At 59.3% G+C, this 21,902-nt stretch carries 19 protein-coding genes; 9 read left to right on the top strand and 10 right to left on the bottom strand.

Annotation, left to right across the window (positions count from 1 at the left end; genetic code table 11):
- Positions 1 to 14 precede the first annotated feature (14 nt).
- Together BDD14_RS21700 and dnaJ are read left to right on the top strand one after the other, a co-directional pair.
- Complete coding sequence (locus tag BDD14_RS21700; protein ID WP_130421177.1) at positions 15 to 584, top strand: nucleotide exchange factor GrpE; 570 nt, start codon at positions 15 to 17, stop codon at positions 582 to 584.
- A gap of 30 nt (positions 585 to 614) precedes the next feature.
- Positions 615 to 1,775 carry a molecular chaperone DnaJ gene (gene dnaJ / locus BDD14_RS21705; RefSeq protein ID WP_130421179.1) on the top strand — a complete coding sequence of 387 codons (1,161 nt, stop codon included), beginning with the start codon at positions 615 to 617 and terminating at the stop codon, positions 1,773 to 1,775.
- An 84-nt stretch (positions 1,776 to 1,859) separates the two neighbouring features.
- Here the strand turns inward: dnaJ and BDD14_RS21710 are convergent, their stop codons facing one another.
- Positions 1,860 to 2,684 carry an SDR family NAD(P)-dependent oxidoreductase gene (locus BDD14_RS21710; RefSeq protein ID WP_242618114.1) on the bottom strand — a complete coding sequence of 275 codons (825 nt, stop codon included), beginning with the start codon at positions 2,682 to 2,684 and terminating at the stop codon, positions 1,860 to 1,862.
- Positions 2,685 to 3,119: 435 nt separating this feature from the next.
- Between BDD14_RS21710 and lon the strand changes: the two genes are divergently transcribed.
- Both lon and BDD14_RS21720 read left to right on the top strand, forming a co-directional pair.
- Entirely contained in the window at positions 3,120 to 5,567 is a 2,448-nt protein-coding gene (lon, locus tag BDD14_RS21715) for an endopeptidase La (protein WP_130421181.1), read from the top strand.
- A 75-nt stretch (positions 5,568 to 5,642) separates the two neighbouring features.
- Entirely contained in the window at positions 5,643 to 6,179 is a 537-nt protein-coding gene (locus BDD14_RS21720) for a DUF488 domain-containing protein (protein WP_130421183.1), read from the top strand.
- An 82-nt stretch (positions 6,180 to 6,261) separates the two neighbouring features.
- Here the strand turns inward: BDD14_RS21720 and BDD14_RS21725 are convergent, their stop codons facing one another.
- The gene (locus BDD14_RS21725; protein ID WP_130421185.1) at positions 6,262 to 6,882 is read right to left on the bottom strand and encodes a hypothetical protein; all 621 of its coding nucleotides are present in this window, start codon (positions 6,880 to 6,882) and stop codon (positions 6,262 to 6,264) included.
- Between the two features lie 185 nt (positions 6,883 to 7,067).
- On the opposite strand from BDD14_RS21725, the gene moaD reads away from it, so the two are divergent.
- The 4 genes from moaD (at position 7,068) to BDD14_RS21745 (ending at position 9,895) form a co-directional block, all read left to right on the top strand.
- Positions 7,068 to 7,319, top strand: a complete 252-nt coding sequence (gene moaD / locus BDD14_RS21730; RefSeq protein ID WP_130421187.1) for a molybdopterin converting factor subunit 1 — start codon at positions 7,068 to 7,070, stop codon at positions 7,317 to 7,319.
- Complete coding sequence (locus tag BDD14_RS21735; protein ID WP_130421189.1) at positions 7,316 to 7,855, top strand: molybdenum cofactor biosynthesis protein MoaE; 540 nt, start codon at positions 7,316 to 7,318, stop codon at positions 7,853 to 7,855. The genes moaD and BDD14_RS21735 overlap by 4 nt, the downstream gene beginning before the upstream one ends.
- The gene (locus BDD14_RS21740; protein ID WP_242618115.1) at positions 7,852 to 8,847 is read left to right on the top strand and encodes a VWA domain-containing protein; all 996 of its coding nucleotides are present in this window, start codon (positions 7,852 to 7,854) and stop codon (positions 8,845 to 8,847) included. The genes BDD14_RS21735 and BDD14_RS21740 overlap by 4 nt, the downstream gene beginning before the upstream one ends.
- Positions 8,848 to 9,019: 172 nt before the next feature.
- On the top strand, positions 9,020 to 9,895 hold the full coding sequence (locus BDD14_RS21745) for an inositol monophosphatase family protein (RefSeq protein ID WP_130421191.1): 876 nt from the start codon (positions 9,020 to 9,022) through the stop codon (positions 9,893 to 9,895).
- Positions 9,896 to 10,081: 186 nt separating this feature from the next.
- Here the strand turns inward: BDD14_RS21745 and BDD14_RS21750 are convergent, their stop codons facing one another.
- The 8 genes from BDD14_RS21750 to BDD14_RS21785 form a co-directional block, all read right to left on the bottom strand.
- The gene (locus BDD14_RS21750) at positions 10,082 to 11,887 is read right to left on the bottom strand and encodes an ABC transporter ATP-binding protein (RefSeq protein ID WP_130423465.1); all 1,806 of its coding nucleotides are present in this window, start codon (positions 11,885 to 11,887) and stop codon (positions 10,082 to 10,084) included.
- Between the two features lie 89 nt (positions 11,888 to 11,976).
- Entirely contained in the window at positions 11,977 to 12,705 is a 729-nt protein-coding gene (locus BDD14_RS21755; RefSeq protein WP_130421193.1) for an FKBP-type peptidyl-prolyl cis-trans isomerase, read from the bottom strand.
- Between the two features lie 204 nt (positions 12,706 to 12,909).
- Positions 12,910 to 15,282, bottom strand: a complete 2,373-nt coding sequence (lptF, locus tag BDD14_RS21760; protein WP_130423467.1) for an LPS export ABC transporter permease LptF — start codon at positions 15,280 to 15,282, stop codon at positions 12,910 to 12,912.
- Between the two features lie 69 nt (positions 15,283 to 15,351).
- Entirely contained in the window at positions 15,352 to 18,000 is a 2,649-nt protein-coding gene (locus BDD14_RS21765; RefSeq protein WP_130421195.1) for an ABC transporter permease, read from the bottom strand.
- On the bottom strand, positions 17,997 to 18,341 hold the full coding sequence (locus BDD14_RS21770) for a PadR family transcriptional regulator (RefSeq protein WP_130421197.1): 345 nt from the start codon (positions 18,339 to 18,341) through the stop codon (positions 17,997 to 17,999). Before BDD14_RS21770 ends, BDD14_RS21765 begins: the two co-directional genes overlap by 4 nt.
- A 267-nt stretch (positions 18,342 to 18,608) precedes the next feature.
- Entirely contained in the window at positions 18,609 to 19,382 is a 774-nt protein-coding gene (locus BDD14_RS21775) for a response regulator transcription factor (protein ID WP_130421199.1), read from the bottom strand.
- Positions 19,379 to 20,353: a sensor histidine kinase gene (locus tag BDD14_RS21780; RefSeq protein WP_130421201.1), complete on the bottom strand. Its 975-nt coding sequence runs from the start codon at positions 20,351 to 20,353 to the stop codon at positions 19,379 to 19,381. The genes BDD14_RS21775 and BDD14_RS21780 overlap by 4 nt, the downstream gene beginning before the upstream one ends.
- A 76-nt stretch (positions 20,354 to 20,429) precedes the next feature.
- Positions 20,430 to 21,329, bottom strand: coding sequence for a M28 family metallopeptidase (locus tag BDD14_RS21785; RefSeq protein ID WP_130421203.1), 900 nt, complete (start codon positions 21,327 to 21,329; stop codon positions 20,430 to 20,432).
- Between the two features lie 84 nt (positions 21,330 to 21,413).
- Between BDD14_RS21785 and BDD14_RS21790 the strand changes: the two genes are divergently transcribed.
- On the top strand, positions 21,414 to 21,851 hold the full coding sequence (locus tag BDD14_RS21790; protein WP_207231789.1) for an NIPSNAP family protein: 438 nt from the start codon (positions 21,414 to 21,416) through the stop codon (positions 21,849 to 21,851).
- Positions 21,852 to 21,902: the final 51 nt, after the last annotated feature.

A 21,902-nucleotide genomic window follows, 5' to 3' on the forward strand; every position in this document is an offset into this window, starting at 1 on the left:
ATGAGGAAACGACAATGAGGAGACATAATTCCATGCAGGACGAGACGACTGTACAGGCCGTGCAGGAGGGAGAAGTTGTCACCCGCCTTCCGGAGGAGCCGGTGCAGGAGGTGGCTTCGGCGCAGGCGGAGCTGGAGCAGGTAAAGGGTGAGCGCGATCAGCTTCTGGATCGGCTGGCGCGGCTGCAGGCGGAGTTCGACAATGCCCGCAAGCGCGAAGCCAAGGAACGCCAGGATGTGCGCGATTACACGGTTTCGAGTACCGTCGAACCGTTTCTGGGTGTGATGGACAACTTCCAGCTAGCGCTGAAGTCGGACGGATCGGCTGAGCAGCTGCGAACCGGTGTAGAACTGATTCTAAAGCAGATGGAAGACGCTCTGCGGGCCCTGAATGTGGTTCCGGTGGAGAGTGCAGGGGCGCAGTTCGATCCACGGGTTCATGAAGCTTTGGGAAGTGTTGAAACCAAGGAGTTCCCGGATCATCAGGTATTGGAGGAGATTCGCCGCGGATACAAGGTTCGCGACAAGCTTCTCCGTCCGGCGCTGGTGAGGATTGCTTCGAATCCGTCGGTGGTAAGCGATTAGTTTTTTTGATGCGGCAGAGGTAGTTGAAGGATGAGTGCGACGGCAAACGTGACCAAAGTTGATTTCTATGAAGTGTTGAGCGTCTCGCGGGATGCCTCCGATCAGGAGCTGAAGACGGCGTACCGCAAACTGGCGATGCAGTATCACCCTGACCGCAATCCGGGCGATGCCGCGGCCGAAGAGAAGTTCAAGGAGTGCAGCGAGGCCTACCAGGTCCTGAGTGACGCGGATAAGCGTGCGGCCTACGATCGCTACGGCCACGCGGCGTTCAATGGAAGCTCGAGCGGAAACGGCGGCGGTCCGTTCGGAGGCGGCGGCTTCGGGAATGCCCAGGACCTCGGGGATATCTTCGGCGATCTTTTCGGCGAGATGTTCAACATGGGTGGCTCGGGCCGTGGCGGCCATGCCTCACGGGTGCAGCGTGGGCGTGATCTGCGCTACGACCTGACCCTCGAGTTCGAGGAGGCTGCGTTCGGGGTCGAACGCGAGATCAAGATCCGGCGCAGTGAGGTCTGCCCGGATTGCCACGGAAACGGAGCCGCGCGCGGGAAACAGCCGGTGACCTGCACGCAGTGCGGGGGGCGCGGGCAGCAGCGGTTCCAGCAGGGCTTCTTCTCGGTAGCCCGGACCTGCTCAGTGTGTGGTGGAACCGGAACCCTGATCGTAGACCCGTGTGCGACCTGCGTTGGCGAGACCAGGGTACAGACGGAGCATAAGATCCTGGTCAAGGTCCCGGCGGGCGTGGAGCAGGATACCCGCATCCGCTACCAGGGCGAGGGCGAGGCAGGTAAATTCGGCGGTCCCTCAGGCGACCTCTACGTCGTTCTCAATGTGAAGGCGCACAAGTTCTTCGAACGCGATGGCGACGACCTGCATTGCGTGATGCCGATCTCGTACCCGCAGGCGGCACTTGGGACAGACCTCGAGATTCAGACCCTTGAGGGCGTTGAGACCCTGAAGATTCCCGAAGGCGTGCAGAGCGGACGCGAGTTCAAGCTGCGAGGCAAGGGCGTTCCGCACCTCAATGAACGGGGCAAAGGGGATCTCATTGTGGAGATCAGGGTTCAGACGCCGACCAAACTGAACCGGCACCAGAAAGATCTTCTTCGGGAGCTTGGGGAGACGATGCAGGTGGAGAACACGCCGACCTCCCGGGGAATTCTGGACAAGGTCAAGGAGATGTTCAACTAGAGGATCTCCATCGGGACGAATGTTTTCCCAAGAAAAATCCCCGAACTGAGCGTTCGGGGATTTTTCTTGTGGGACGGGATTCCGTCACCGGGCGATGCTGTAGCGGGATGCAGGCACATTCGTCTGCATGGCGTGGAACATCTTTTCTCGTAGGGCATCGAACTCAGCCCACAACTGCTCATCCTCGAGTGAGGGCAAGGTGACCGCTTCTCCGAGGTCCAGACCTGCAAGCGCCGCGTCGACACAGTCCTCAGCGCTCATGATCATGGAGGGATTCATGATCTTCGGGTCAACCCCGGCGAGCTCCCAGATCTCCGTGGCGGTGCCTGCGGGGAGCACGAGCTGAATCCGGACCCCGGTGGCCGCAAACTCCTGCTGCAGACCGGAGGTGAAGAGCATGACGAAGGCCTTGGTCCCGCTGTAGGTGGTGCTTGCGGAGCGGCTGTAGAACGATTGCACAGAGCCGATGTTGATCAGGGTGCCGTGATTGCGAGCTGCAAAGCCAGGTAACACGGCGAGACTGAGACGTGCCAACGCAGTGTTGTTAATACTGATCAGTCGCTCGATGTCCTCCGAGGAGGTGCGAACGGTGGGAGCTGCGACGGCAATGCCGGCATTGTTGACCAGCATCGTCACGTTCTCGTCGTTCCCGATTCTTTCGGCCAGACGCTGCAGATCGTCAGGATCTCCAAGGTCGGCGATCACGGTTTCTACGCGAATTTCATAATTTTGCTTCAGCTCGTCGGCCACGGCTTGGAGCCGGTCGCCACGACGGGCCACAAGCATAAGATCGTAGCCCCGTGCCGCCAGCCGGTCCGCATAAATTTTCCCTATTCCGGAGGAGGCTCCGGTAACGACTGCCACACCTTTTTCGGTTTCCATTGCTTCCTGCAGATCGGAGTTACTCATCAAATAAACACCCTCCATTTAGGAGAACACGTCGGCACGCAAGATATTCCATCTCTTCAAAGCCGATAGGCGGGGTGCGAGCGTTCGATTTTGGGACAGTGAGCGTAGGATTAGGACGTTCAGGTGAGAGGCGACCTACTGCCGCGTTTGACCGTGACCTGTCCAGCCCTCCTCGCTCGTTGCTGCCGGTTTGGTAGCGCTTTGGGCGGTCGATGGCTGAATGCTCATCTCGGAAACGGGAGGATTTGCCGATGACGAAGATGGTCGAGGGGTCGTCTTAAAGACAGAAAGACAGAACGAACGAATTGTGCCTCGTCCTGAGATCAGGTCGTAGGCCCCTGATCCGTCATTTGCATAGAGCATTGGAGCCGGGGTTTGCGACTTATCCCATACCTGATGCATCGAATATCTGATAATTTGATAAAAGGACACTCAATGGCAAACGACTTCGTTAGTGTAATCAAGCCGACAGCGAAAAACTCCGAGGGGAGCGAGGGCGCGAATGGCAAGCGGCCGGTTCCGGTCTTGCCAGTTCGCGATACGGTTCTCTTTCCGCATGCGGTACTTCCTTTGACGGTGGGCCGTGAAAGCTCCATTCAACTGATTCAATCTCTGGGCGAGGAGAAGTCGATCCTGGTGGTGGCTCAGCGCGATGCGCGCCAGGACGCCCCGCAGGCGTCGGATCTTTACGCTATTGGCACGCGCGCCACCGTTCACAAGGTTGTGAAGATGCCGAACCAGAGTCTTTTTGTGTTTACGGAGGGAAATGAGCGTGTGCACCTGGGGGAATTTACCCAGCTGCAGCCGTTTATGACTGCGGAGTTCGAGGTGATCGGCGAGACCGAGCCGGAGAAGACGCCGGAGACGGAGGCTCTGCAGAGGAACGTGGTGAGCCAGTTCCAGCAGATCGTAACCTCGTCGCCGACGCTGTCCGATGATCTGCAGACGATCGCGATCAACATCGAGGAGCCGGGCCGGCTGGCGGACTTTATTGCTTCGTCGCTTCCGTTTCTGACGACGACGGACAAGCAGGATCTTCTGGAGATGCCAGACATCACCAAGCGCCTGGAGCGGATCAATCAGCACCTGGCGAAGGAGCTGGATGTCCAGCAACTCAGAAACAAGATCCAGAGCGAGGTACAGGACTCGGTGCAGCAGTCGCAGCGGGACTACTACCTGCGCGAGCAGCTGAAGGCGATCCAGAAGGAACTTGGCGATGTGGACGAGAGCCAGAAGGATATCGCGGAGCTGAAGGAGAAGATTGAAGCCGCCGGGATGCCGGAGGAGACGAAGAAAGACGCGCTGAAGGAGCTGAGCCGGTTGAGCCGGATGAGCCCGATGGCGGCGGACTACAGCCTGACGCGCAATTATGTCGAGTGGCTGGCGGTGCTGCCGTGGTCGAAGGGTTCTGCTATCGCAGAGGTCGATATCAAGAAGGCGAAGGAGTTCCTCGACGAGGACCACTATGGCCTAAAGAAGGTAAAGGAGCGCATCCTGGACTACCTCTCGGTCCGACGGTTGAAGCCGGATATGAAGGGGCCGATCCTGTGCTTTGTCGGGCCTCCGGGCGTCGGTAAGACCTCGCTTGGACGTTCGATTGCGCGGGCTCTGGGACGGAAGTTTTCGCGTATCTCGCTCGGCGGCATGCACGACGAGGCGGAGATCCGTGGACATCGCCGGACGTACATCGGGGCGCTGCCGGGGCAGATTATCCAGCACCTGAAGAGGGTGGAGGTGAACGACCCGGTCTTCATGCTGGATGAGATCGACAAGCTGGGACGCGACTTCCGGGGAGACCCTGCGAGCGCGTTGCTCGAGACCCTGGACCCGGAGCAGAACAACACGTTCCGCGACAACTATCTCGATCAGCCGTTTGATCTGTCGAAGGTGCTGTTTATCTGCACGGCGAATCAGCTGGATACGATTCCGGCGCCGTTGCTGGACCGCATGGAGATTATCGAGCTGACGGGTTATACGGAGGAGGAGAAGGTCAACATCGCAGAACGGTATCTGGTTCCGCGGCAGATCAAGGAGAACGGCGTCGAGGAAGCGATGATCGAGTTCCCGACGGAGAGCGTGGCGATGATCGCGCGGCATTACACGCGTGAGGCCGGAGTTCGCAAGCTGGAACAGAGAATCGGAACGGTTGCGCGCAAGGTGGCTCGCAAGATCGCCGAAGGCCAGACGGAGAAGATCACGATCACGCCGGAGGTGATCCATGAGTTCCTGGGCGGTATCAAGGTCCGCGTGGACACGGAGATCGCCGAGCGGACGAAGCGGGCGGGCGTGGTGGTGGGCCTGGCGTGGACACCTGCGGGAGGCGATGTGCTCTTCATCGAGGCGAACAAGATGAAGGGCAAGGGCGGCTTCACGATCACCGGCCAGATCGGCGATGTGATGAAGGAGAGCATGCAGGCGGCGCTGACCTGGGTGCGCTCGAACGCAGGGAAGTTCGGCCTGGAGCAGGACTTCACGAAGGACACGGATATCCATATCCACGTTCCGGCGGGGGCGATCCCGAAGGACGGTCCTTCGGCGGGAGTCACGATGGCGACGGCGCTGGTGAGTCTGTTGACGGACACGCCGGTGCATCCGCTGACGGCGATGACCGGCGAGATCACGCTGAGCGGCAATGTACTGCCGGTTGGCGGGATCAAGGAGAAGTTCCTTGCGGCGAAACGCGCCGGCGTGCGGGATGTGATTCTGCCGCTGGAGTGCAAGACGCAGGTGGAGGAAGACCTGACGGCCGACCAGATCGAGGGCGTGAAGATTCACTATGCCACGAGGATCGAAGAGGTTCTTTCGATTGCACTGCCAAACACGGTGCAGGAAGAGGCCGAGGATGAGGCGGTACGCGAAGAGGTGATTCACGCCTCAGCGTAATCGGCAGTCGCTGGATCGAGAGGCGGTTCGGGATCTCCGGGCCGCCTCTTTTTTTGGGGTTGGAGGAGTTTGGCGATGATGACGATTGGGCATTCCACGCTGAGCATCGAGGCGTTTTTGGGGGCGCTTACGGAGAACGGGGTGCGGACGCTGGTGGATGTTCGGAGGTTTCCGGGATCGCGGCGGCATCCCCAGTTCTCCCAGGCCTCGCTGTTCGCGTCCCTGGAGGCCGTGGGGATTCATGGAGTGTGGAGGGAAGGGCTGGGCGGGCGGCGACCGGCGCTGCCGGATAGCGTGAATACGGGGTGGAGAAACGAGAGCTTTCGCGGCTATGCGGATTATATGCAGACCGCGGCCTTCAGGGCGGAGATCGACTGGCTGGCGGGGCTGAAGGAGATGGAGAAGACGGTTGTAATGTGTGCGGAGGCGCTGCCGTGGCGGTGTCATCGATCGCTGATTGCGGATGCGGTGCTGGCGCGGGGAGTGGGAGCAGAGAATATTTTTGTGAAGCCGGATGGAGAGAGCTCACGAACGCCGCATGAGATGACGGCGTTTGCGCAGGTTCGGGAGGGACGAGTCTGGTATCCGAAGGAGCCCGTGTTGTTTGGATGAGTCGCTCACAACCAGGGCGAAGAGACGGATACGAAGTGCAGTGGCTATTGGTGGGAACCTCTGAAAGTCGCATCACCGGCTTCTATCGAATGGCACCATGGGAATGATCGTTGTGTATTTTGGCGTCATAGATTCTCATTTGTCTGGTGACGATTTCGTTCGTTTTCAGGATGGCATTTTGCGTTGTGGCACCGAGCTGGTCCCATGTCCTGAACGTGGATGGTTCCTGAACCGATTCCGGATCGATCTGTCCGTCCTGATCGACCATGGCCGCCATAAGAATCTGGGCCGATTTCTGGTTTGGGTCGATCCTGATCTGCCGAACTCTGTAACCGATGTCATTGCAGGCGTCCAGATGCGCAGCATCTCCCATCCCCCAGCTTATCTGGTTAGCACGACAGGCGTTAACGGTCCTATATAGCGTGAATGTCGATAACGTGTAGGTGCCGCGGTTTTGAAAATCGGAATAGTTGCGACTGAGCCAGGTTGTAGTGGTCACGTCAGGGATATAGATCTCCACATCACGGTCGGAGGAGACGAGGAGGGGGATGGTCCATTGCTGGGTTTCGTCCAAAACCTGCGTCGGCTTACCGAAAGGTCCTCGCTGTACGACTTGTTGCCCGAAGCTCATCCCAGGAAAAAGCAGGATGAGCAACGATGCAATTCTGAAAACTTCAAGGTATCGGCGTTTCTGCAAGCCCATTGGATGCCCGTTTCTCTTATCTCAACTATATAAGGGATGTCGAAGGCCCCGGATGCGATTGGATCGTCCGCATTTTGTAAAAGCCGGGAAATCTTTGTAAAAGCCGGGGCAATCTTTGAAGGGGCTTGTGATGTTTTCCAAAGTTGAGCCGTCCAACCGGCGGGCTCGCGTATTCTTTTTGAGATATGCAGGTAACAGTACTTTATTTTGGGGTCTTGAAGGATATGGTCGGCCATCGCTCTTCCGAGATGGACTTGCCGGAGGGTTTGTCGGTAGCCGGACTGGTGGAACGTCATGCGGCACAGCTAGGGTCTTCCGGGGAGTTTTGGGATTCAATCGCGGTGGCTGTGAATCAACAATATGCGAAGGCAGAGGATGTTTTGCATGACGGAGATGAGATTGCGCTGCTGCCTCCGGTAAGTGGAGGGTTGCGGTGAGAGTCGAGATTGTGGACGGGGTGATTCCGGCGGCGGAGATTGTGGAGGGGCTGAAGGCGGGCTCCGATGGGGCCGTATGCGTCTTCGATGGAATTGTGCGGGACAACACGCGCGGTCGGAAGACGCTGCACCTGGACTACGAAGCGTATCGCGAGATGGCGCTGGAGCAGATGCGCGCGCTTGCCGCGGAGGCGGTGGCGAAGTTTGGAGTGCGCGATGTGGCTCTGGTGCATCGGCTGGGACGCCTGACGGTGGGAGAGACGAGCGTGCTGATTGCGGTTGCCTCGGCGCATCGCGGCGTGGCGTTTGAGGCTTGCCGGTGGCTGATCGATTCGCTGAAGCGGACGGTGCCGATCTGGAAGAAAGAACAGTTTGTGGATGGGGCAATCTGGGCCGATGGCGAGCCGTTTCCGGAAGGCATCGGCGTTGTCCCGCCATCCGGGACAGCAGGGCAATTGGCCGATGGCGAGCCGTCTCCGGAAGGCATCGGCGTTGCCGGTACGAAGCCGGATGCGGTTAACAAGGAGCACCAGTGAGAATTGGGGCTGCAGCCGTGGTCTGGCTGCTGGGGGCTACGATGTTGGCGCAGGCTCCGATTGTGAGGCGGCCTCCGATGCAGCCAATCGAACCGGACGCCGATCAGCAGCAACAGCAGGCTCCAGCGCAGGGGGGACAGGTTCCTACGATACGCGTGGAGTCGCGGCTGGTGAATATTGCAGTGAACGTGGTCGACAGGAATGGGGCTCCCATCGGCGGGCTGGGTAAGGAAGATTTCGAGATTACGGAAGACGGGAAGCCGCAGAAGATCGCTTACTTCGAGAAGGAGTCGTCGGCGCCGCTGTCGATTGTGCTGGCGATCGATGCAAGCAAGAGCGTGTTGGGGGATGCACGGCTGGAGAAGGACGCGGCGAAGCACTTTGTGAATGCGCTGTTGCGGGATCAGGACGAGCTGGACCTGATGGACTTTTCGGATTCGGTTCGGGAGATCGTTCCATTCACGAACCAGAAGAAGCGAATTGAGAGCGGGCTGAATGACCTGCAGCCCGGCGATGAGACGGCGTTGTATGACGCGATCTTCCTGGCATCGGAGCGGCTGTCGCAGACGAAGATCGAAGCCGGACGCAGACGCGTGGTGGTGGTGATTACGGATGGCGTGGATACGGCGAAGCGGTCGCGTTATGGCCAAGCCCTGGAAGCGGCGCAGAGGGCGGGAGCGATGATCTATTCGATCATTATCGTGCCGGTATGGGAGGATGCGGGAAGGAACACGGGCGGAGAACATGCGCTGATCCAGATGGCGACCGATACGGGCGGAAAGTACTTCTACGTGGAAGACAAGAAGGATCTGGAGCCGGCGTTTGCGCGCGTGTCGGATGATCTGCGGACCCAGTATGTGCTGGGGTATTATGCCCCGCAGCGCAAGGGAGACGGCGTATTCCGCTCCGTTCGGGTGCGGATGAAAGATGCGGAGCTGCAGGGCAAGTATCAGTTGCGGCATCGCACCGGATATTACGCGGAGGCGCGTTGAGGTTTGGTAGAGATGGATGGGACTAGAACCGCAGGTCCTTCGACTTCGCTGCGCTTCGCTCAGGATGACACGGCGTGTGGGAGAGAGATGTGCGGGTTCCTGTCGCTGCGCTCAGAGGGCGGAATGACGGCAGTGGTGTTGTGGGATTTAGAGTAGAGGGTGAGAGGGATTCGTGAATCAATTCGAGTTTGCACATAAGGCAGAAGAGATTGCACGCGAGGCCGGCGCGCTGTTGAAGGGCTTTTACGAGAACGGCGTCAAGGCGGAGTACAAGGGCGACGTAGACCTGGTTACCGAGGCCGATAAGGCAAGTGAGAAGCTGATTCGCGAGCGGTTGCAAGCGGCGTTTCCGACGCATGGCATCTATGGCGAGGAAGGAACACGGGATGCGCTGGACAGTGAATATCGCTGGTATGTGGACCCGCTGGATGGAACGACGAACTTTGCGCATGGGTTTCCGGCCTTCGCGGTGGTGCTGGGGCTGGAGCATCGGCCCGCGGGGTTGAAGCCCGACGAAGATGGCACGATGATCGCGGGCGTCGTCTACGATCCGTTGCGCGATGAGATGTTCACGGCGGAGAAGGGCAAGGGCGCGTGGCTGAATGGCAAGCCGATTCAGGTATCGAAGACGAAGAAGCTGCAGGAGTCGCTGACGGCCACGGGATTTCCGAGCCATAAACGACATCTGAATCCGAACGCCTATTTCTACTACCAGATCACGCTGCGGTCGCATGGGGTGAGGCGTGCGGGCTCGGCGGCGCTGGATCTGGCCTATGTTGCGTGCGGAAGACTGGATGGGTTCTGGGAGTTCAATCTGAATCCGTGGGATACGTCGTCGGGCGTTCTGCTGGTGAGCGAGGCGGGTGGTACGGTGTCGCACTTCGATGGCGGCGCGTTTACGCTCGATAGCCGCGAGGTGCTGGCGACCAATGGGTTGATCAAGGACGAGATGGTGCACATCTTTACCGAGTTGTTTGCCGGACGGGAGCTGGAGGCGATCCCTACGCCTCAAGAGTTTGCGGCGCGGCGGGCGGCTGAAGGGCGGTAAAGAAAGAGGGTTGTGCTTTACGAATGGTCCGCTCATGCGATGAAGTCGCATGAGTGGGCCATTCTGTTTGGGCTGCTTGTTTGTCTGGCTGAAATTTTGCTGGCACGGGCAGAATACTGAGATTCTTCGTTTCGCTCAGAATGACGGCCATTCGATGCTTCGGCTCAGAATGACGAGCTTTGATGTCTAAGTGGCGACGGAGATCTCTTCTTCGAGGCGCTGCTTTTCGAAGAGGCTGGTGTAGTAGCCGTTGCGGGCGATGAGCTCGTCGTGGGTTCCCAGCTCGGCGATGCGGCCCTGCACGAGGACGGCGATCTGGTCGGCGTTGCGCGCGGTGGAGATGCGGTGGGAGATGAAGATGGTCGTGCGGCCCTGCATGACCCTGGCGAGTCCCTGCAGGATTCGCTCTTCGGTGTACGTATCGACAGAGGCGAGGGCGTCGTCGAGGATGAGGACGCGCGGGTCGCGAATGATGGCGCGGGCGATGGCGGTGCGCTGCTTCTGGCCGCCGGAGAGGGTGATGCCGCGCTCGCCGACCATGGTGTCGAAGCCGCGGGGGAACTCGAGGATCTCGGTACGGATGTGCGCGATGGCGGCGGAGTCTTCGATCTGCTGGTCGGTGGCCCTGGGGGCGCCGAAGGAGATGTTGTGGCGGATGGTGTCGGAGAAGAGGAAGGTTTCCTGGGGAACGAAGCCGATGTTGGCGCGAAGCTCAGACAGCGGGAAGGAGCGGATGGGTATGCCGTCGATGTGGATCATGCCGGGGTCAGCGTCCTCGAGGCGGGCGATGAGAGAGACGAGAGTGGATTTTCCTGAACCGGTGGGGCCGACGATGGCCAGGGAGGAGCCGGCGGGGATGTTGAGATTGATGTTGTGGAGAACGGCGAGGCCGCCGGGATAAGCGAAGGAGAGATTCTGAAACCGGATGTCGCCGTGGATGGAACACTGGGGAAGGGTGGCGGGAATGTTGGAGAGGTTGGCGCAGGAGGTGTTCGGGTTGGGTCGACAGGAGAGAAGCGCGGGGTCGTCGACGATGGAGGGCTGCTGCTTGAGCAGCTCGTCGATGCGAACGACGGAGGCGGTTCCGCGCTGGAAGAGATTGACGACCCAGCCGATGGCGATGATGGGCCAGATGAGCTGGACCATGTAGACGTTGAAGCTGGTGAATTCGCCGACCGTAATGCGATGCTGGACGACCTCATGCCCTCCGATGAGCAGAGTGATCATGAGCGAGAGGCCGAGGACGAACTCAAGCGTGGGCCACAGCATGGCCATCAGGCGGACGAGATGGAGGGAGCGGTGGATGTACTCGCGGTTGGCAGTCTCGAAGGAGGCGATCTCGGCTTCCTCCTGCGCGAAGGCGCGGATGAGACGGGCGCCGGAGAAGTTCTCCTGGGCCTTGGCGGAGATGTCGGAGAACATGGCCTGGATGCGCTCGAAGCGGCGGTGAATCCGATTGCCGAAGTACTGGACGATCACGGAAGCGGCGGGTAGGGGGACGAAGGCGAAGAAGGTCAGCTTAGGGCTGATGCGGTACATGAAGGGCAGCGCGGCACAGGTGAAGACCAGCGTGTTGGCGCTGTACATGATCGCGGGGCCGAGGAGTTGACGGACGGCGTTCAGGTCGTTGGTGGTGCGGGCCATGATGTCGCCGGTGCGATGGGTGTTGTAGTAGCCGGGCGACTGCCGTTCAAGGTTGGCGAAGAGGTCGTTGCGCAGGTCGAACTCGATCTCGCGAGAGGCCCCGATGATGACCTGACGGGTGATATAGAGGAAGACCGCAGAGCAGGCGGCGACGAGAAGAAGCCGCAGCGCGTGAAAGAGGATCTTCTGCTGCGTGATGCCGTGACCCATATCGTCGATGGCATGACCGATGACGACGGGGACCAGCACCTTGAGGACGTTATAGAGGATGACGGCGACGCCGCCCCAGGCAAGTGACTTCCAGTAGCGCCTGAGGTAAGGATTAAGAGGTTTGAGACGGTCCATCATCATGTAAGGAATAGTTTAAGCCGTAGAGATTAGATACCGGGAACGGCGCGGGGGTTCGGGGAATTTGCACCGTCCCCGGTATGGAGGAATTACGGATTCGGCGAGCTCTGAGGCGGCTGACCCGCCGGCGTGGTGGCTGGCGGCGGAGTGGGCGGCTTGCTGGTGGAAGGCTCCGGAGTTTCTTTGGGCTTGGGTGCATCCTGGGCCGGGTTTGTCTCGCCGGGTTGAGGAGCGGGAGCGGGTTCCGGCTTTTCCTGCGGCGGCGTGTCGGACTGTGCGACGAGCTCGAGGTCGAAGATGAGATCGGCCTTGGCCGGGATGACAGGGGGACGGCCCGATTCACCGTAAGCGAGCTGGTAGGGGACGTAGAGACGGCGCTTGCCGCCTACATGCATTCCCTCAAAGCCGGTATCCCAGCCCGGAATGACCCTGCGCGCACCATAAGGGAAGACGAAGGACTCGGCGCCTGGATGGTCGTCAGAGGAGTCGAATTTGGTGCCGTCGGTGAGCCATCCGGTATAACGCACGGTGTAGTACTGGCGAGGCTTGGCAGGTTCCCCGGTACCGACTTGCGTGTCGATATAGCGGAGGGCGTAGAGATTCTTGGGTCTCCCTTGCACAGGGGGAACGTTCGGTGGATTGTCCGTCGGATTCGCCGCGGGCTCGGCAGTGGCCTTGGCTGCAGAGGTTGCCGTCGATTTGGACGCCGTGGAAGGGGTGCGTCGAGTGGTTTGTTTCTGCGGAGTACTCGTGGTGGTTTGAGCGGCAGCCGTGGCCGTGATGAGAGCCGCCAGGGCGAAGGAGGATCGAAGTGTCATCGTGGCTTTAGTGTAGGCCAGACGCGGTCTTGCGTGCGCGCGATCTGACGAGGGATGGCGTAACTTCCTGGCATGGTTGATCAAAAAGAAGAACCGGGATCTGAGGTCTTCGACTCGCATGGCCGATCAACTTCCGGTGTAGGTTTCTCTATAACGCTTGATAGCCGCCGTTCTCGGCTGCTCCTGCGGCTCCGGGAGAAGAGTCTACGTCTGAGTGCGAAGGAGGAGATAGGTTCCGGCGATTCCGAAGAGCAGATCCGGCGACCATGCGGCGAGAACCGCCGGTAGCGTGTTGACGTTGCCCATGGCCTGGAATAGGGCATCGACAACCCAATAGGCGATTGCGAGACCGATGGCGGTGGCGATTCCGGCAAGAGATCCGCGTTTGCCCATCGATAACGCAAAAGGAACCGCGAGGATCGCCATGACCAGGGTGATGAGCGGGTAGGCCAGCTTGCGGTTGAGCTGTACGCTGAGACGCTTGGTGTCGAAGCCGGACTGGTTGAGATCGGAGATGTAGCGGGAGAGCTCGTTGTAGCTCATCTCCTGGGCGGGACGGTCTTCCTTGACGAAGTAGGACGGCTGCTCGTGGATATCGGAAAAGGCGGTAACGGTGAAGGGCTGATACGAGGAGATGGTATCTCCCTCAAAGGTGCGCTGCCAGCCATTTTCAAAGACCCATTGACCGACGCGTTCGTTCCAGTGCGCCGAAGAGGCGAAGATGCGACGTTTGAGCACAAAGGAGCCGGGGTCAAACTCGAAGACGGTCAGATTGGCGAAGATATTTTTGGAGGCGTCGAAGAACTGATAGAAGAAGATGCGGCTGGGAGAGCCCGAGGGGCCTGCCTGTCCAGAGATCCATTTGCGGTCGGGACGGAGGAAGGTCTGGGCGGGCTTGTCCTTGATGATGGAGCGTAGAGCTTCCTGGCGGCGGTTGGCGGCGGGCAGATAAAGCTCGTCGAAGGTGAAGAGGCAGCCGGCGATGACCAGCGTTGTGAACAATACAGGCGCGATGATTCGATACACGCTGACGCCAGTGGCCTTCATCGCCGTAATCTCTGAGGTGCGGCTGAGAGCGCCGAAGGTGACCAGCACAGCGACTAACGCGCAGAGCGGGGTGACGTTATAGAGGATGAAGGGGATCAGGTTGATGAGATAGTCTCCGACCGTCACCAGCGGAGTACGGTTGCGGATGATATCTCCGGTGAGCTCAAAGAAGGTGAAGATGAGGAAGAGCGCGGAAAAAGAAGACAGGATGAGCGCGAAGTTGGTGGCGTACTCGCGCATGACGTAATCGTCGAGGAGCAGAGGGAACTGAATATGAAAGGTGCTGCGAAACCGGCGCAGCGCGGTGGAAAGATTCAGGCCTCCGCTGGAAGCAGCGAACCTGCGCCCGCGCGGAAAGCGCGTAAGCAGCTTGTTCAGCCAGACTCCCGCCGAAGAGACGAGGCCGAGAGCGATGCCTCCGCGAGACATCTGGTAGAGCAGCAGGATGCCCGCGGTGGCGAAGAGGAGATTGGCTCCCCAGACGCCGGCGAATGGCGAGAGCTTTCCATTCTTCGCGAGCGCGATGCCGATCTGGGAGAGGAAGTAGTAGACGAAGACAAGCACGATGGTGAGGACAAAGCCGGTGGATTTGCCTCCGCGCTTGGAAGAGAGGCCCAGAGGAACTCCTATGAGCATGAGGACAAGACAGGCGAAGGGATAGGAGAAGCGTCGATGAAACTCGATGCGATAGATGCTTGCTCGATGGCCGGGAACTGCGCTGTCCGGTGAGTTGGCGAGGCGCCAGAGGTCCGAAAGCGGAAGCGCGAGGATGGGGGTATCGGATCGGCCCAGATGAGGATCTTCTTGCATGCCGGTCTCGATGGGAAGGTCGGTCGAGGAAAAGGTGGAGATATTGTACTGGTTGGGATCGGTAGGAGAGGTCTGGTGCTGTCCGCCGTCGATCAGATGCAGACGAATACTTCGGGGATCGTTTGAGACCACCACGGCCCGGGAGGCGGTGGTGATGTTGGGATCGGCTGGCTGCGTGAGATCTGCGAGAAAGATGTTGTGCCAGACTGCTGCGCCTGCCGCAGGGCGCACGTCCTGGATATAGAGGACGTAGTTGCGGAAGTCCTCGTAAAAGACACGGGGCTGCACTTCGAAGGATGCCTGCGCGGACTTGAGGGAGTTAGTGAGCGCGAGCGTTGCGGCGGCGGACCTGGGGGCAAGATAAAGGGAGTTGAACAGCCCAAGCGCGACGGCGACTGCAGACACGATCGATACGATGCGGACGAAGGCGAGAACACCCATTCCGGAGGCGCGCATGGCAGTGATCTCGGAGTCCGCGGCGAGCCGCGAAAGTCCGAGCAGGATGCCGACGAGAACGGCCATCGGGATGGTAACGATCAGGAAGTTCGGAAGAAGATACGCAAGGATACGAAGGATGTCGGTAAGCGATGCGGAATCGCGCACCACGAGCTCGAGGATGTGCCCGAGATCGCGCATGAACAGTACGAAGGTAAAGAGGGCGCCGCCGAGCAGGGCGTGTGTGGTGACTTCGCGAAGGATGTAGCGGGTGAGGATGCGCATGCCGGTGGGGTTCGTTCCCTCTTTGAGTTTAGCGGAGAACGAAGCCACGGGGGTGGGAGGGCGGCGTGGCTACTCGGCCCGGAGGGCCTCCACGGGATTGATGGATGCGGCGCGATGCGCGGGAATATAGCTGGCTATGAGAGCGGCGATACCCAGAACAACGACGACGAAAAGAAGGGTGGAGAGATCCCAGGTATGGATCTGGAAGAGAATCCCGCGCAACAGGGTGGAGGCCCCGAGCGCGCAGACGATTCCGGCAGAGATACCGAGGGCGGTGAGCATGCCGGCCTCACGAAGGATGAGCTGATAGACGGTTCCTCGCTGTGCGCCGAGAGCCATGCGTACGCCTATCTCGCGGGTACGCTGGCTGACTGAGTAGGCGATGACTCCATAGAGGCCGATGACGCCGAGGAGAAGCGCGAGAACGGCGAAGCCACCAACGAGCCAGGCGGCGGATCGATGCAGATAGGCGGTCTGCGAGCTGCTGATGCGCTGGCTCATGGTCGCCGGATCTGAGGTCCCAATGCCGGGATCGATCTCGTGGACGACGGCGGTGAGCGCGGGAAGGAGCGACTTCTCATCACCGGAGGTGCGGACTGCCAGGGCGAAGTAGGACGTGGTGGCCTGATTGAAGGGCATGTATTCGGCGGGCCATATCTGTTCGTCGAGTGAGCTTTCCCGAATGTCGTCGACGACGCCGATGATCTCTTTGATGGAGTCGGGGCTCAGGTCTCCACCGCCGTATTTCTTGCCGATGGGATCTTCGCCGGGAAAGTACTTCTCCGCGAATGCCTTATTGATGACAGAGATGTGGGGGCGAGTGCTGTCATCCTGCTCGGTGAAGAAGCGGCCACGAAGCAATCGAGCCTGAATGGTTCGGAAGTAGCTGCTGCTTACCTCGCGCTCATTGACTTCGTTGTGCTCGCCGTGGAAGGGATGACCGACGACGCGAATCCAATTAGTGTTTCCGTTTCCGCTGACGGGAAGCGTGCTGGTGATACCTGCGGAGACGACACCGGGGAGCGAAGAGACGCGGTCAAGGATGCTTCGCGCTACGGCAACGGTCTTCTCGTCTTTGTCGTAGGCCGCTCTTGGAAGGGAGGCCTGCAGGGTGGCGAGATGGCTGGGCTCAAACGCCAGCTCAACATGGAGGAGGCGATAGAAGCTCTTGCCGAGCAGGCCCGCGCTGACGAGGAGCACGACGGCGATGGTGAGCTCAAGCACAACGAGGTTCGCTCCCAGGCGCCGCCATAGAGTTCCAGCAGACCCGCGATCTCCTTCGTTAAGGGCTTCGCGCAGGGCGGCGGTTGGAAGGCGGAGCAGGGGGGTAAGGGAAAAGATAGCTGTCGTCAGCAGAGCGATGGCAGCGGCAAAGAGCAGCAGATGCGAGTTGACGCTAAGTCGGCTGAGGTACGGCATGCTGGCGAGCATGTCTTTGGAGATGAGACCCAGCATGAGCCGCATAGCTGCGTAACCGGCGGCAAGTCCTGCGAGAGTTCCGGTAGTGACGAGCACGATGCCTTCGGTGGCGAACTGACGGACAAGACGAGAGGTCGATGCTCCGAGAGCACCTCGAACAGCGAACTCACGGCGTCGACTTTCGGAACGCACCAAAAGAAGGCTGGCGACGTTGACGCAGGCGATGATGAGAAGAAGGCAGGCGCCGGCGAGCAGGACGAGCAGGATAGGACGGATGTCGCCGACGATGAGCTCTGAGAGGGGGCCGATGTGAGCACCCTGGTCGCGGTTTGAGCCGGGATACTGCGTTTCAAGCTGCCTGGCGATCGTCGCCATATCCGCCTGTGCGGTCTGGAAGGAGATGCCATCCTTGAGTCGCCCGACTGCGAAGAGATTATGGCAGCTACGGCGCTTCTCGCAGTTGGAGAGCTCGTGAAGGGTCGTCCAGAGCTCGGCGTTGCCACGAGGCGCGAATTGGAAGTCTTCAGGGAGCACTGCTATGACAACGGTGGGCGTGCCATTGAGAGTGATGCTTTGGCCGATGATGTCTTTGCGGCCGCCGAAGCGGCGCTGCCAGATTCCGTAGGTCAGGATGGCGGAAGCAGCTGCGTTCGGCTGGTCTTCGCCAGCGTGGAAATCCCGACCCAGTAAAGGCTGGACTCCCAGGGTTCGGAAGAAGCCATCGCTTACACGCGCTGCGGATATGGGTTCCACGCCGGACGAGGTGGTAAGCAGATAGCCGCTGCCGGTATAGGCGTCGACTGAGGAGAAGACTTTGTTGAGCCGTCTCCAGTCAAGGAAGTCCTGATAAGAGAGATTGGAACGTGGGAAGGCCACGCCATGCTCCGCGACGTCTGCAAGTCGGTTTGCATCCGCATAGGGCAGCGGTTTGAGCAGCGCGGCATCGACGAAGGCGAAGATGGAGATACTGGCCCCAATGCCGAGGGCAAGCATGAGAATGCTGATTACGGTGAAGCCGGGACTGCGACGCAGCTGACGCAGAGCGAAACGGACGTCCTGAAGGATGGTCGCAAGAAACGGGAGGGTGCGGCGGTTCCGATGCGCCTGCTTGGTTCGCTCCATGCCGCCCAGCTTGAGGATGGCATTGCGGCGGGCATCCTCCGGCGTCATTCCCGCGCGGAGATTATCGTCGATGTGGAGCTGGAGATGACTCTCCAGCTCTTCGGAGAAGTCCAGTTCCTGCTGCTGCGTGGGAACGATGCCTGCAAGTCTGCGAAGCCATGCGCGAAATGGATTCATGATGGATCCTCCGAGGAAGCAAGAAACCGGGCAAGAATCGCGGTCGTTTGCTCCCAACTACGGGTTTCCTTGTCCAGAAGGCGACGTCCGGAACGGGTGAGCGAGTAGAACTTGGCCCGGCGGTTGTTTTCGGACTGACCCCACTCCGAGGCAATCGCTCCTTCCTGCTCGAGACGAAGCAGCGCGGGGTAGAGCGTGCCGTAGTTCAGCGAGAGCAGGTCGCCGCTGGTCTGCTCGATGCGGCGCGCGATGCCGTATCCGTGAAGAGGCCCCATACTCTCGAGAGTCTTGAGGACCATCAGTGCCAGTGTGCCTTGCCAGACGTCGGTCTTATCGCCCATAAATCTCCTATTGCCTTGCCATAGGAGTATGGGCGGCTTCTCTATGGGATTGCAATAGGAGATATAAAAAATGTGACGAACGCCGCGCAGGAAGGGGAAGCGTGCGGGAATCTCGCTACTGCGAAAAGAGGAGGCAGTAGCGTTGAGCCTGATCTCCTGCTAGATAGGAGGTGGCAAACCAGCTTTGTTGAATGCCGCCGAGCGCTACAGGCTTTTGCAGCGTCAGAGCTTGTTGCGCTCAGCGTGGTGCGAGCAAAGACCCTTCCGTCATGGATTTGCCAGGAAGCGATAGCCAACGCCGCGCACGGTGACCAGGTGCTGAGGACGCGCAGGATCATCTTCAATGTAGCGGCGCAGGCGCACGATGAAGTTGTCGATTGCGCGCGTATCGGTGTCCTCGTGGACATGCCAGACCTGTTCGAGGATCTCTTTGCGGGAGACGATCTGGCCCTCCCGCTCGGTGAGATAGCGAAGAAGATCTGCTTCCATGACGGTGAGCTGCGTGGTTCGGTTGGGAGCGATCAGTTCGAGTTCATCGAAGCGGATGGTTCGGTGGTTGAAGGCGTACTCGGGCGGCTGACCGGAGGATTCGGCCGACCTCGGTGATTCTGTCTCGGTAAGAGCTGCGGCTGGGCCGCGTTGCCATGACGTGCGGCGAAGGAGGGACTTGATGCGGACAAGAAGGATGTTCAGATCGAAGGGCTTGGGGAGATAGTCATCCGCGCCAGCCTCGATGCCTTCAAGAATCTCCTCGGGTCGCGAGCGCGCAGTGAGCATCAGCACGGGCGTGAAGCACTTCGACTCGCGGAGAGTTCGAACAATCTCGAAGCCGTCGGTGCCTGGAAGCATGCAGTCGAGTACTACGATGGAGACGGGATCGGGCGGATGAAGCAGGTATTCAAGGGCCGCGTCGCCGTCAGCTTCATGATGAGTCCGATAGCCCTCAGCCTGCAGATTGAAGAGAAGTCCTTGTGCAAGATGTTCTTCGTCTTCAATGACGGCGACGAGAGGAGCTTCGTTCTTCTCCAGCGATTCGCTCATGCTCTCTCTTCGACTCCTTTCTGTTGTTTGTTTTTGAAAGATGCCGCCGAGGGCTCGCTCGTGGTCGTTGGATTGGCCAGGGGAAGAGTCAATGTGATCGTCGTGCCGAGGTTGGGGCCAGGGCTGGATGCGGTGGCATTGCCTCCGTGCTGACGCGCGATCGCCCGGACCAGAAACAGGCCGAGACCAGTTCCCTTGATGCGTGTCATGGCGCGGCCGGGCACGCGGTAGAAGCGACGGAAGATGCGTTTGTTCTGATTTGGCGGGAGTCCGAGACCGGTATCGGTGATCTTCAGGGTGGCCCAGGTGTAGTGCGTGATGGACAACGAACAGCGTACGCGGACTCCTTCAGGAGAATACTTGACCGCATTGTCGAGCAGATTGAGGACGGCGGTGCGGAGGTCTTCCGCGATTCCCATGACGCGAAGATGAACGGCGCCCGAAACCGGTTCAAGAACCATGTTCTCGGGCGAAAGATGATGGCGTTTGAGCGTAATGGCGATGCAGTCTGCCACGAGCGGCTCAAGATCGATCAGGGTCCGGCTTTGCTGGCGATGCCGCTGTCCGAGTTGACCGGCCTTGAGAACCTGTTCGACGGTCGCGAGCAGCCGGTCGGAGTCCGCGAGCATGTTGGCATAGAACTGCTGGCGCTGGACGTCGTCGACAGGACGTCGTTGAAGCGTTTCCAGGTAAAGCCGGATACTTGCGATGGGAGTTTTGAGCTCGTGGGTTACGGCGTTGAGGAATGAGTCCTGACGCTCATTGCGGCGGACTTCGCGCACAAGAAAGACCGTGTTGAGGACTACCCCTGCGATCAGAAGGGCAAAGAGAATGATTCCGAGAACGGCTAGAGCGACCGTGCGCTCGTTAAGCACTACCCAGCCGATGTTGAGCGTGACCGCAAGACCGACGAGAAGGACACCGAGAGTGATGAAGAAGGCGATCGTTCCGCGGCGTCGAGTGATGTTCATGAGATGCCCAAAGAAATTCCTTCTCAGGGAAAGTATAGCGGTCGCCTTGGCTCGATTACGACTAAGGATAGGCAGCTCAGCGGTGACGGCCGGGAACAAGCCGAGGTCGCGGCGAAGGCAGCAGACTGACTGGTTTCGCTGTGCAGACGTGCCCTGCGGGTACGGGTTGGGAATCGAGCACCGTGAGATAGGCGGAGAGGAGCCGGTAGGTATCGAAGTAATCGCTGAAATGGACCGCCGAAGCATTGTCGGTGGATTGGTGCAAGATGTGCGCCGTGGAAGGAGTAAGCGTGTGAACGACAAGTGTACATACCTTTTCGCGAATAAAGGATTCTTCGTCGGATTCGCCGAATCCATTTAGCTCCATCCCGCTAAGAGGTATGCGCATGTTGAGTGCAAGACCATTGAGTAGCTTTGTAAGACGAGGGTCCGATTGACTGAGCCAGACCTCGGTTGGACCGAGTCCTAACGTGTCCAGATTGATCATGGCTTCAATCTTTGAACGTTGAGGTTCTGAAAGCTGCTTTACGTAGAACTGCGAACCAAGGAGCCCTGCTTCCTCGCCACTGAACCCTACAAAGACAAAGGTATGCTTTAGAGGCTGCGTAGCGAGGCCCTGGAAGAGGCTGGGAAGCAGGGAAGCGCCGCTCCAATTGTCGACGACGCCATCCCCCCGGTCGACATGATCGAAGTGTGCTCCAACGACGATCGTCTGGTCAGTCATTCCTGGAAGTACACAAATTACATTGGGTTGTTTCTTCTGAGGGATCACCTGCTCGGTGAGGGAAGACGAGCCACAACCCGCATCAGAAAAAATCTGCTTAAGCGCGGCTTCACGTTTTGTGTCGTTTCCCTTATACAGACTCAAGCGCTGTCTGACAGTGTCCTGTTTGACGAAGTTAAAGGAAATCTGTGCAGGCACGATGCCCGGAATGAGCATCGGGATGAAGAATAGGATGGGGCGTCTAACGGTCACTCTGCACGGTATCGTATCCAACAAAATGAGTTATCGCACGACATATTGCGAAAGAACCCGCACCGATAGGCTACGATGGCTGGCATGAATCGACGCACGTTATTGCAGGGATTGGGAGCGGCAGGGGCTCTGCCGTTCATGGGTGGCGCCGTAGCGGAGGCTAAGACCTCCGGCGGAGCCGTGGATAAGGACACGGTGTACGAGTTGAGGATCTATCACACGCCGGAGGGCAAGCTGGACGCCTTGTTGGCGCGGTTCGGTGGACCTGAGAAGAAGATCTTCGAGCGGCTCGGCATGCATTGCGTGGCATTCTGGACCGCTACCGATGACCCGTTGAAGGGTAGAACGCTGATCTACATGCTTCGGCATAAGAGCCGCGCCATCGCCGACGAGAACTGGAAGGCGTTTCGAGCGGATCCGGAGTGGGTGAAGGTCAAAGCAGAGAGCGAAAAAGATGGGCGTCTCGTCGAGAAGAGCGAGTCGACGTTTATGTCGCTGACGAGCTTCTCGCCCGTTCTCTAAGCCAAAAATGAAAAGGCCGGCGAGAAGTGTTCCGCCTCATCGCCGGCCCCC

It is taken from the genome of Edaphobacter modestus, assembly GCF_004217555.1.
In the GTDB taxonomy this organism is placed as follows: domain Bacteria; phylum Acidobacteriota; class Terriglobia; order Terriglobales; family Acidobacteriaceae; genus Edaphobacter; species Edaphobacter modestus.

Bases quoted from the DNA above. Each gene is read 5' to 3' on its own strand.
- BDD14_RS21720 (WP_130421183.1), top strand. From the start codon at position 5,643: ATGATGACGATTGGGCATTCCACGCTGAGCATCGAGGCGTTTTTGGGG.
- lptF (WP_130423467.1), bottom strand. From the start codon at position 15,282: ATGCGCATCCTCACCCGCTACATCCTTCGCGAAGTCACCACACACGCC.
- lon (WP_130421181.1), top strand. From the start codon at position 3,120: ATGGCAAACGACTTCGTTAGTGTAATCAAGCCGACAGCGAAAAACTCC.
- dnaJ (WP_130421179.1), top strand. From the start codon at position 615: ATGAGTGCGACGGCAAACGTGACCAAAGTTGATTTCTATGAAGTGTTG.
- BDD14_RS21765 (WP_130421195.1), bottom strand. From the start codon at position 18,000: ATGAATCCATTTCGCGCATGGCTTCGCAGACTTGCAGGCATCGTTCCC.
- BDD14_RS21710 (WP_242618114.1), bottom strand. From the start codon at position 2,684: ATGAGTAACTCCGATCTGCAGGAAGCAATGGAAACCGAAAAAGGTGTG.
- BDD14_RS21780 (WP_130421201.1), bottom strand. From the start codon at position 20,353: ATGAACATCACTCGACGCCGCGGAACGATCGCCTTCTTCATCACTCTC.
- BDD14_RS21755 (WP_130421193.1), bottom strand. From the start codon at position 12,705: ATGACACTTCGATCCTCCTTCGCCCTGGCGGCTCTCATCACGGCCACG.
- BDD14_RS21790 (WP_207231789.1), top strand. From the start codon at position 21,414: ATGAATCGACGCACGTTATTGCAGGGATTGGGAGCGGCAGGGGCTCTG.
- moaD (WP_130421187.1), top strand. From the start codon at position 7,068: ATGCAGGTAACAGTACTTTATTTTGGGGTCTTGAAGGATATGGTCGGC.
- BDD14_RS21700 (WP_130421177.1), top strand. From the start codon at position 15: ATGAGGAGACATAATTCCATGCAGGACGAGACGACTGTACAGGCCGTG.
- BDD14_RS21750 (WP_130423465.1), bottom strand. From the start codon at position 11,887: ATGATGGACCGTCTCAAACCTCTTAATCCTTACCTCAGGCGCTACTGG.
- BDD14_RS21770 (WP_130421197.1), bottom strand. From the start codon at position 18,341: ATGGGCGATAAGACCGACGTCTGGCAAGGCACACTGGCACTGATGGTC.
- BDD14_RS21775 (WP_130421199.1), bottom strand. From the start codon at position 19,382: ATGAGCGAATCGCTGGAGAAGAACGAAGCTCCTCTCGTCGCCGTCATT.
- BDD14_RS21725 (WP_130421185.1), bottom strand. From the start codon at position 6,882: ATGGGCTTGCAGAAACGCCGATACCTTGAAGTTTTCAGAATTGCATCG.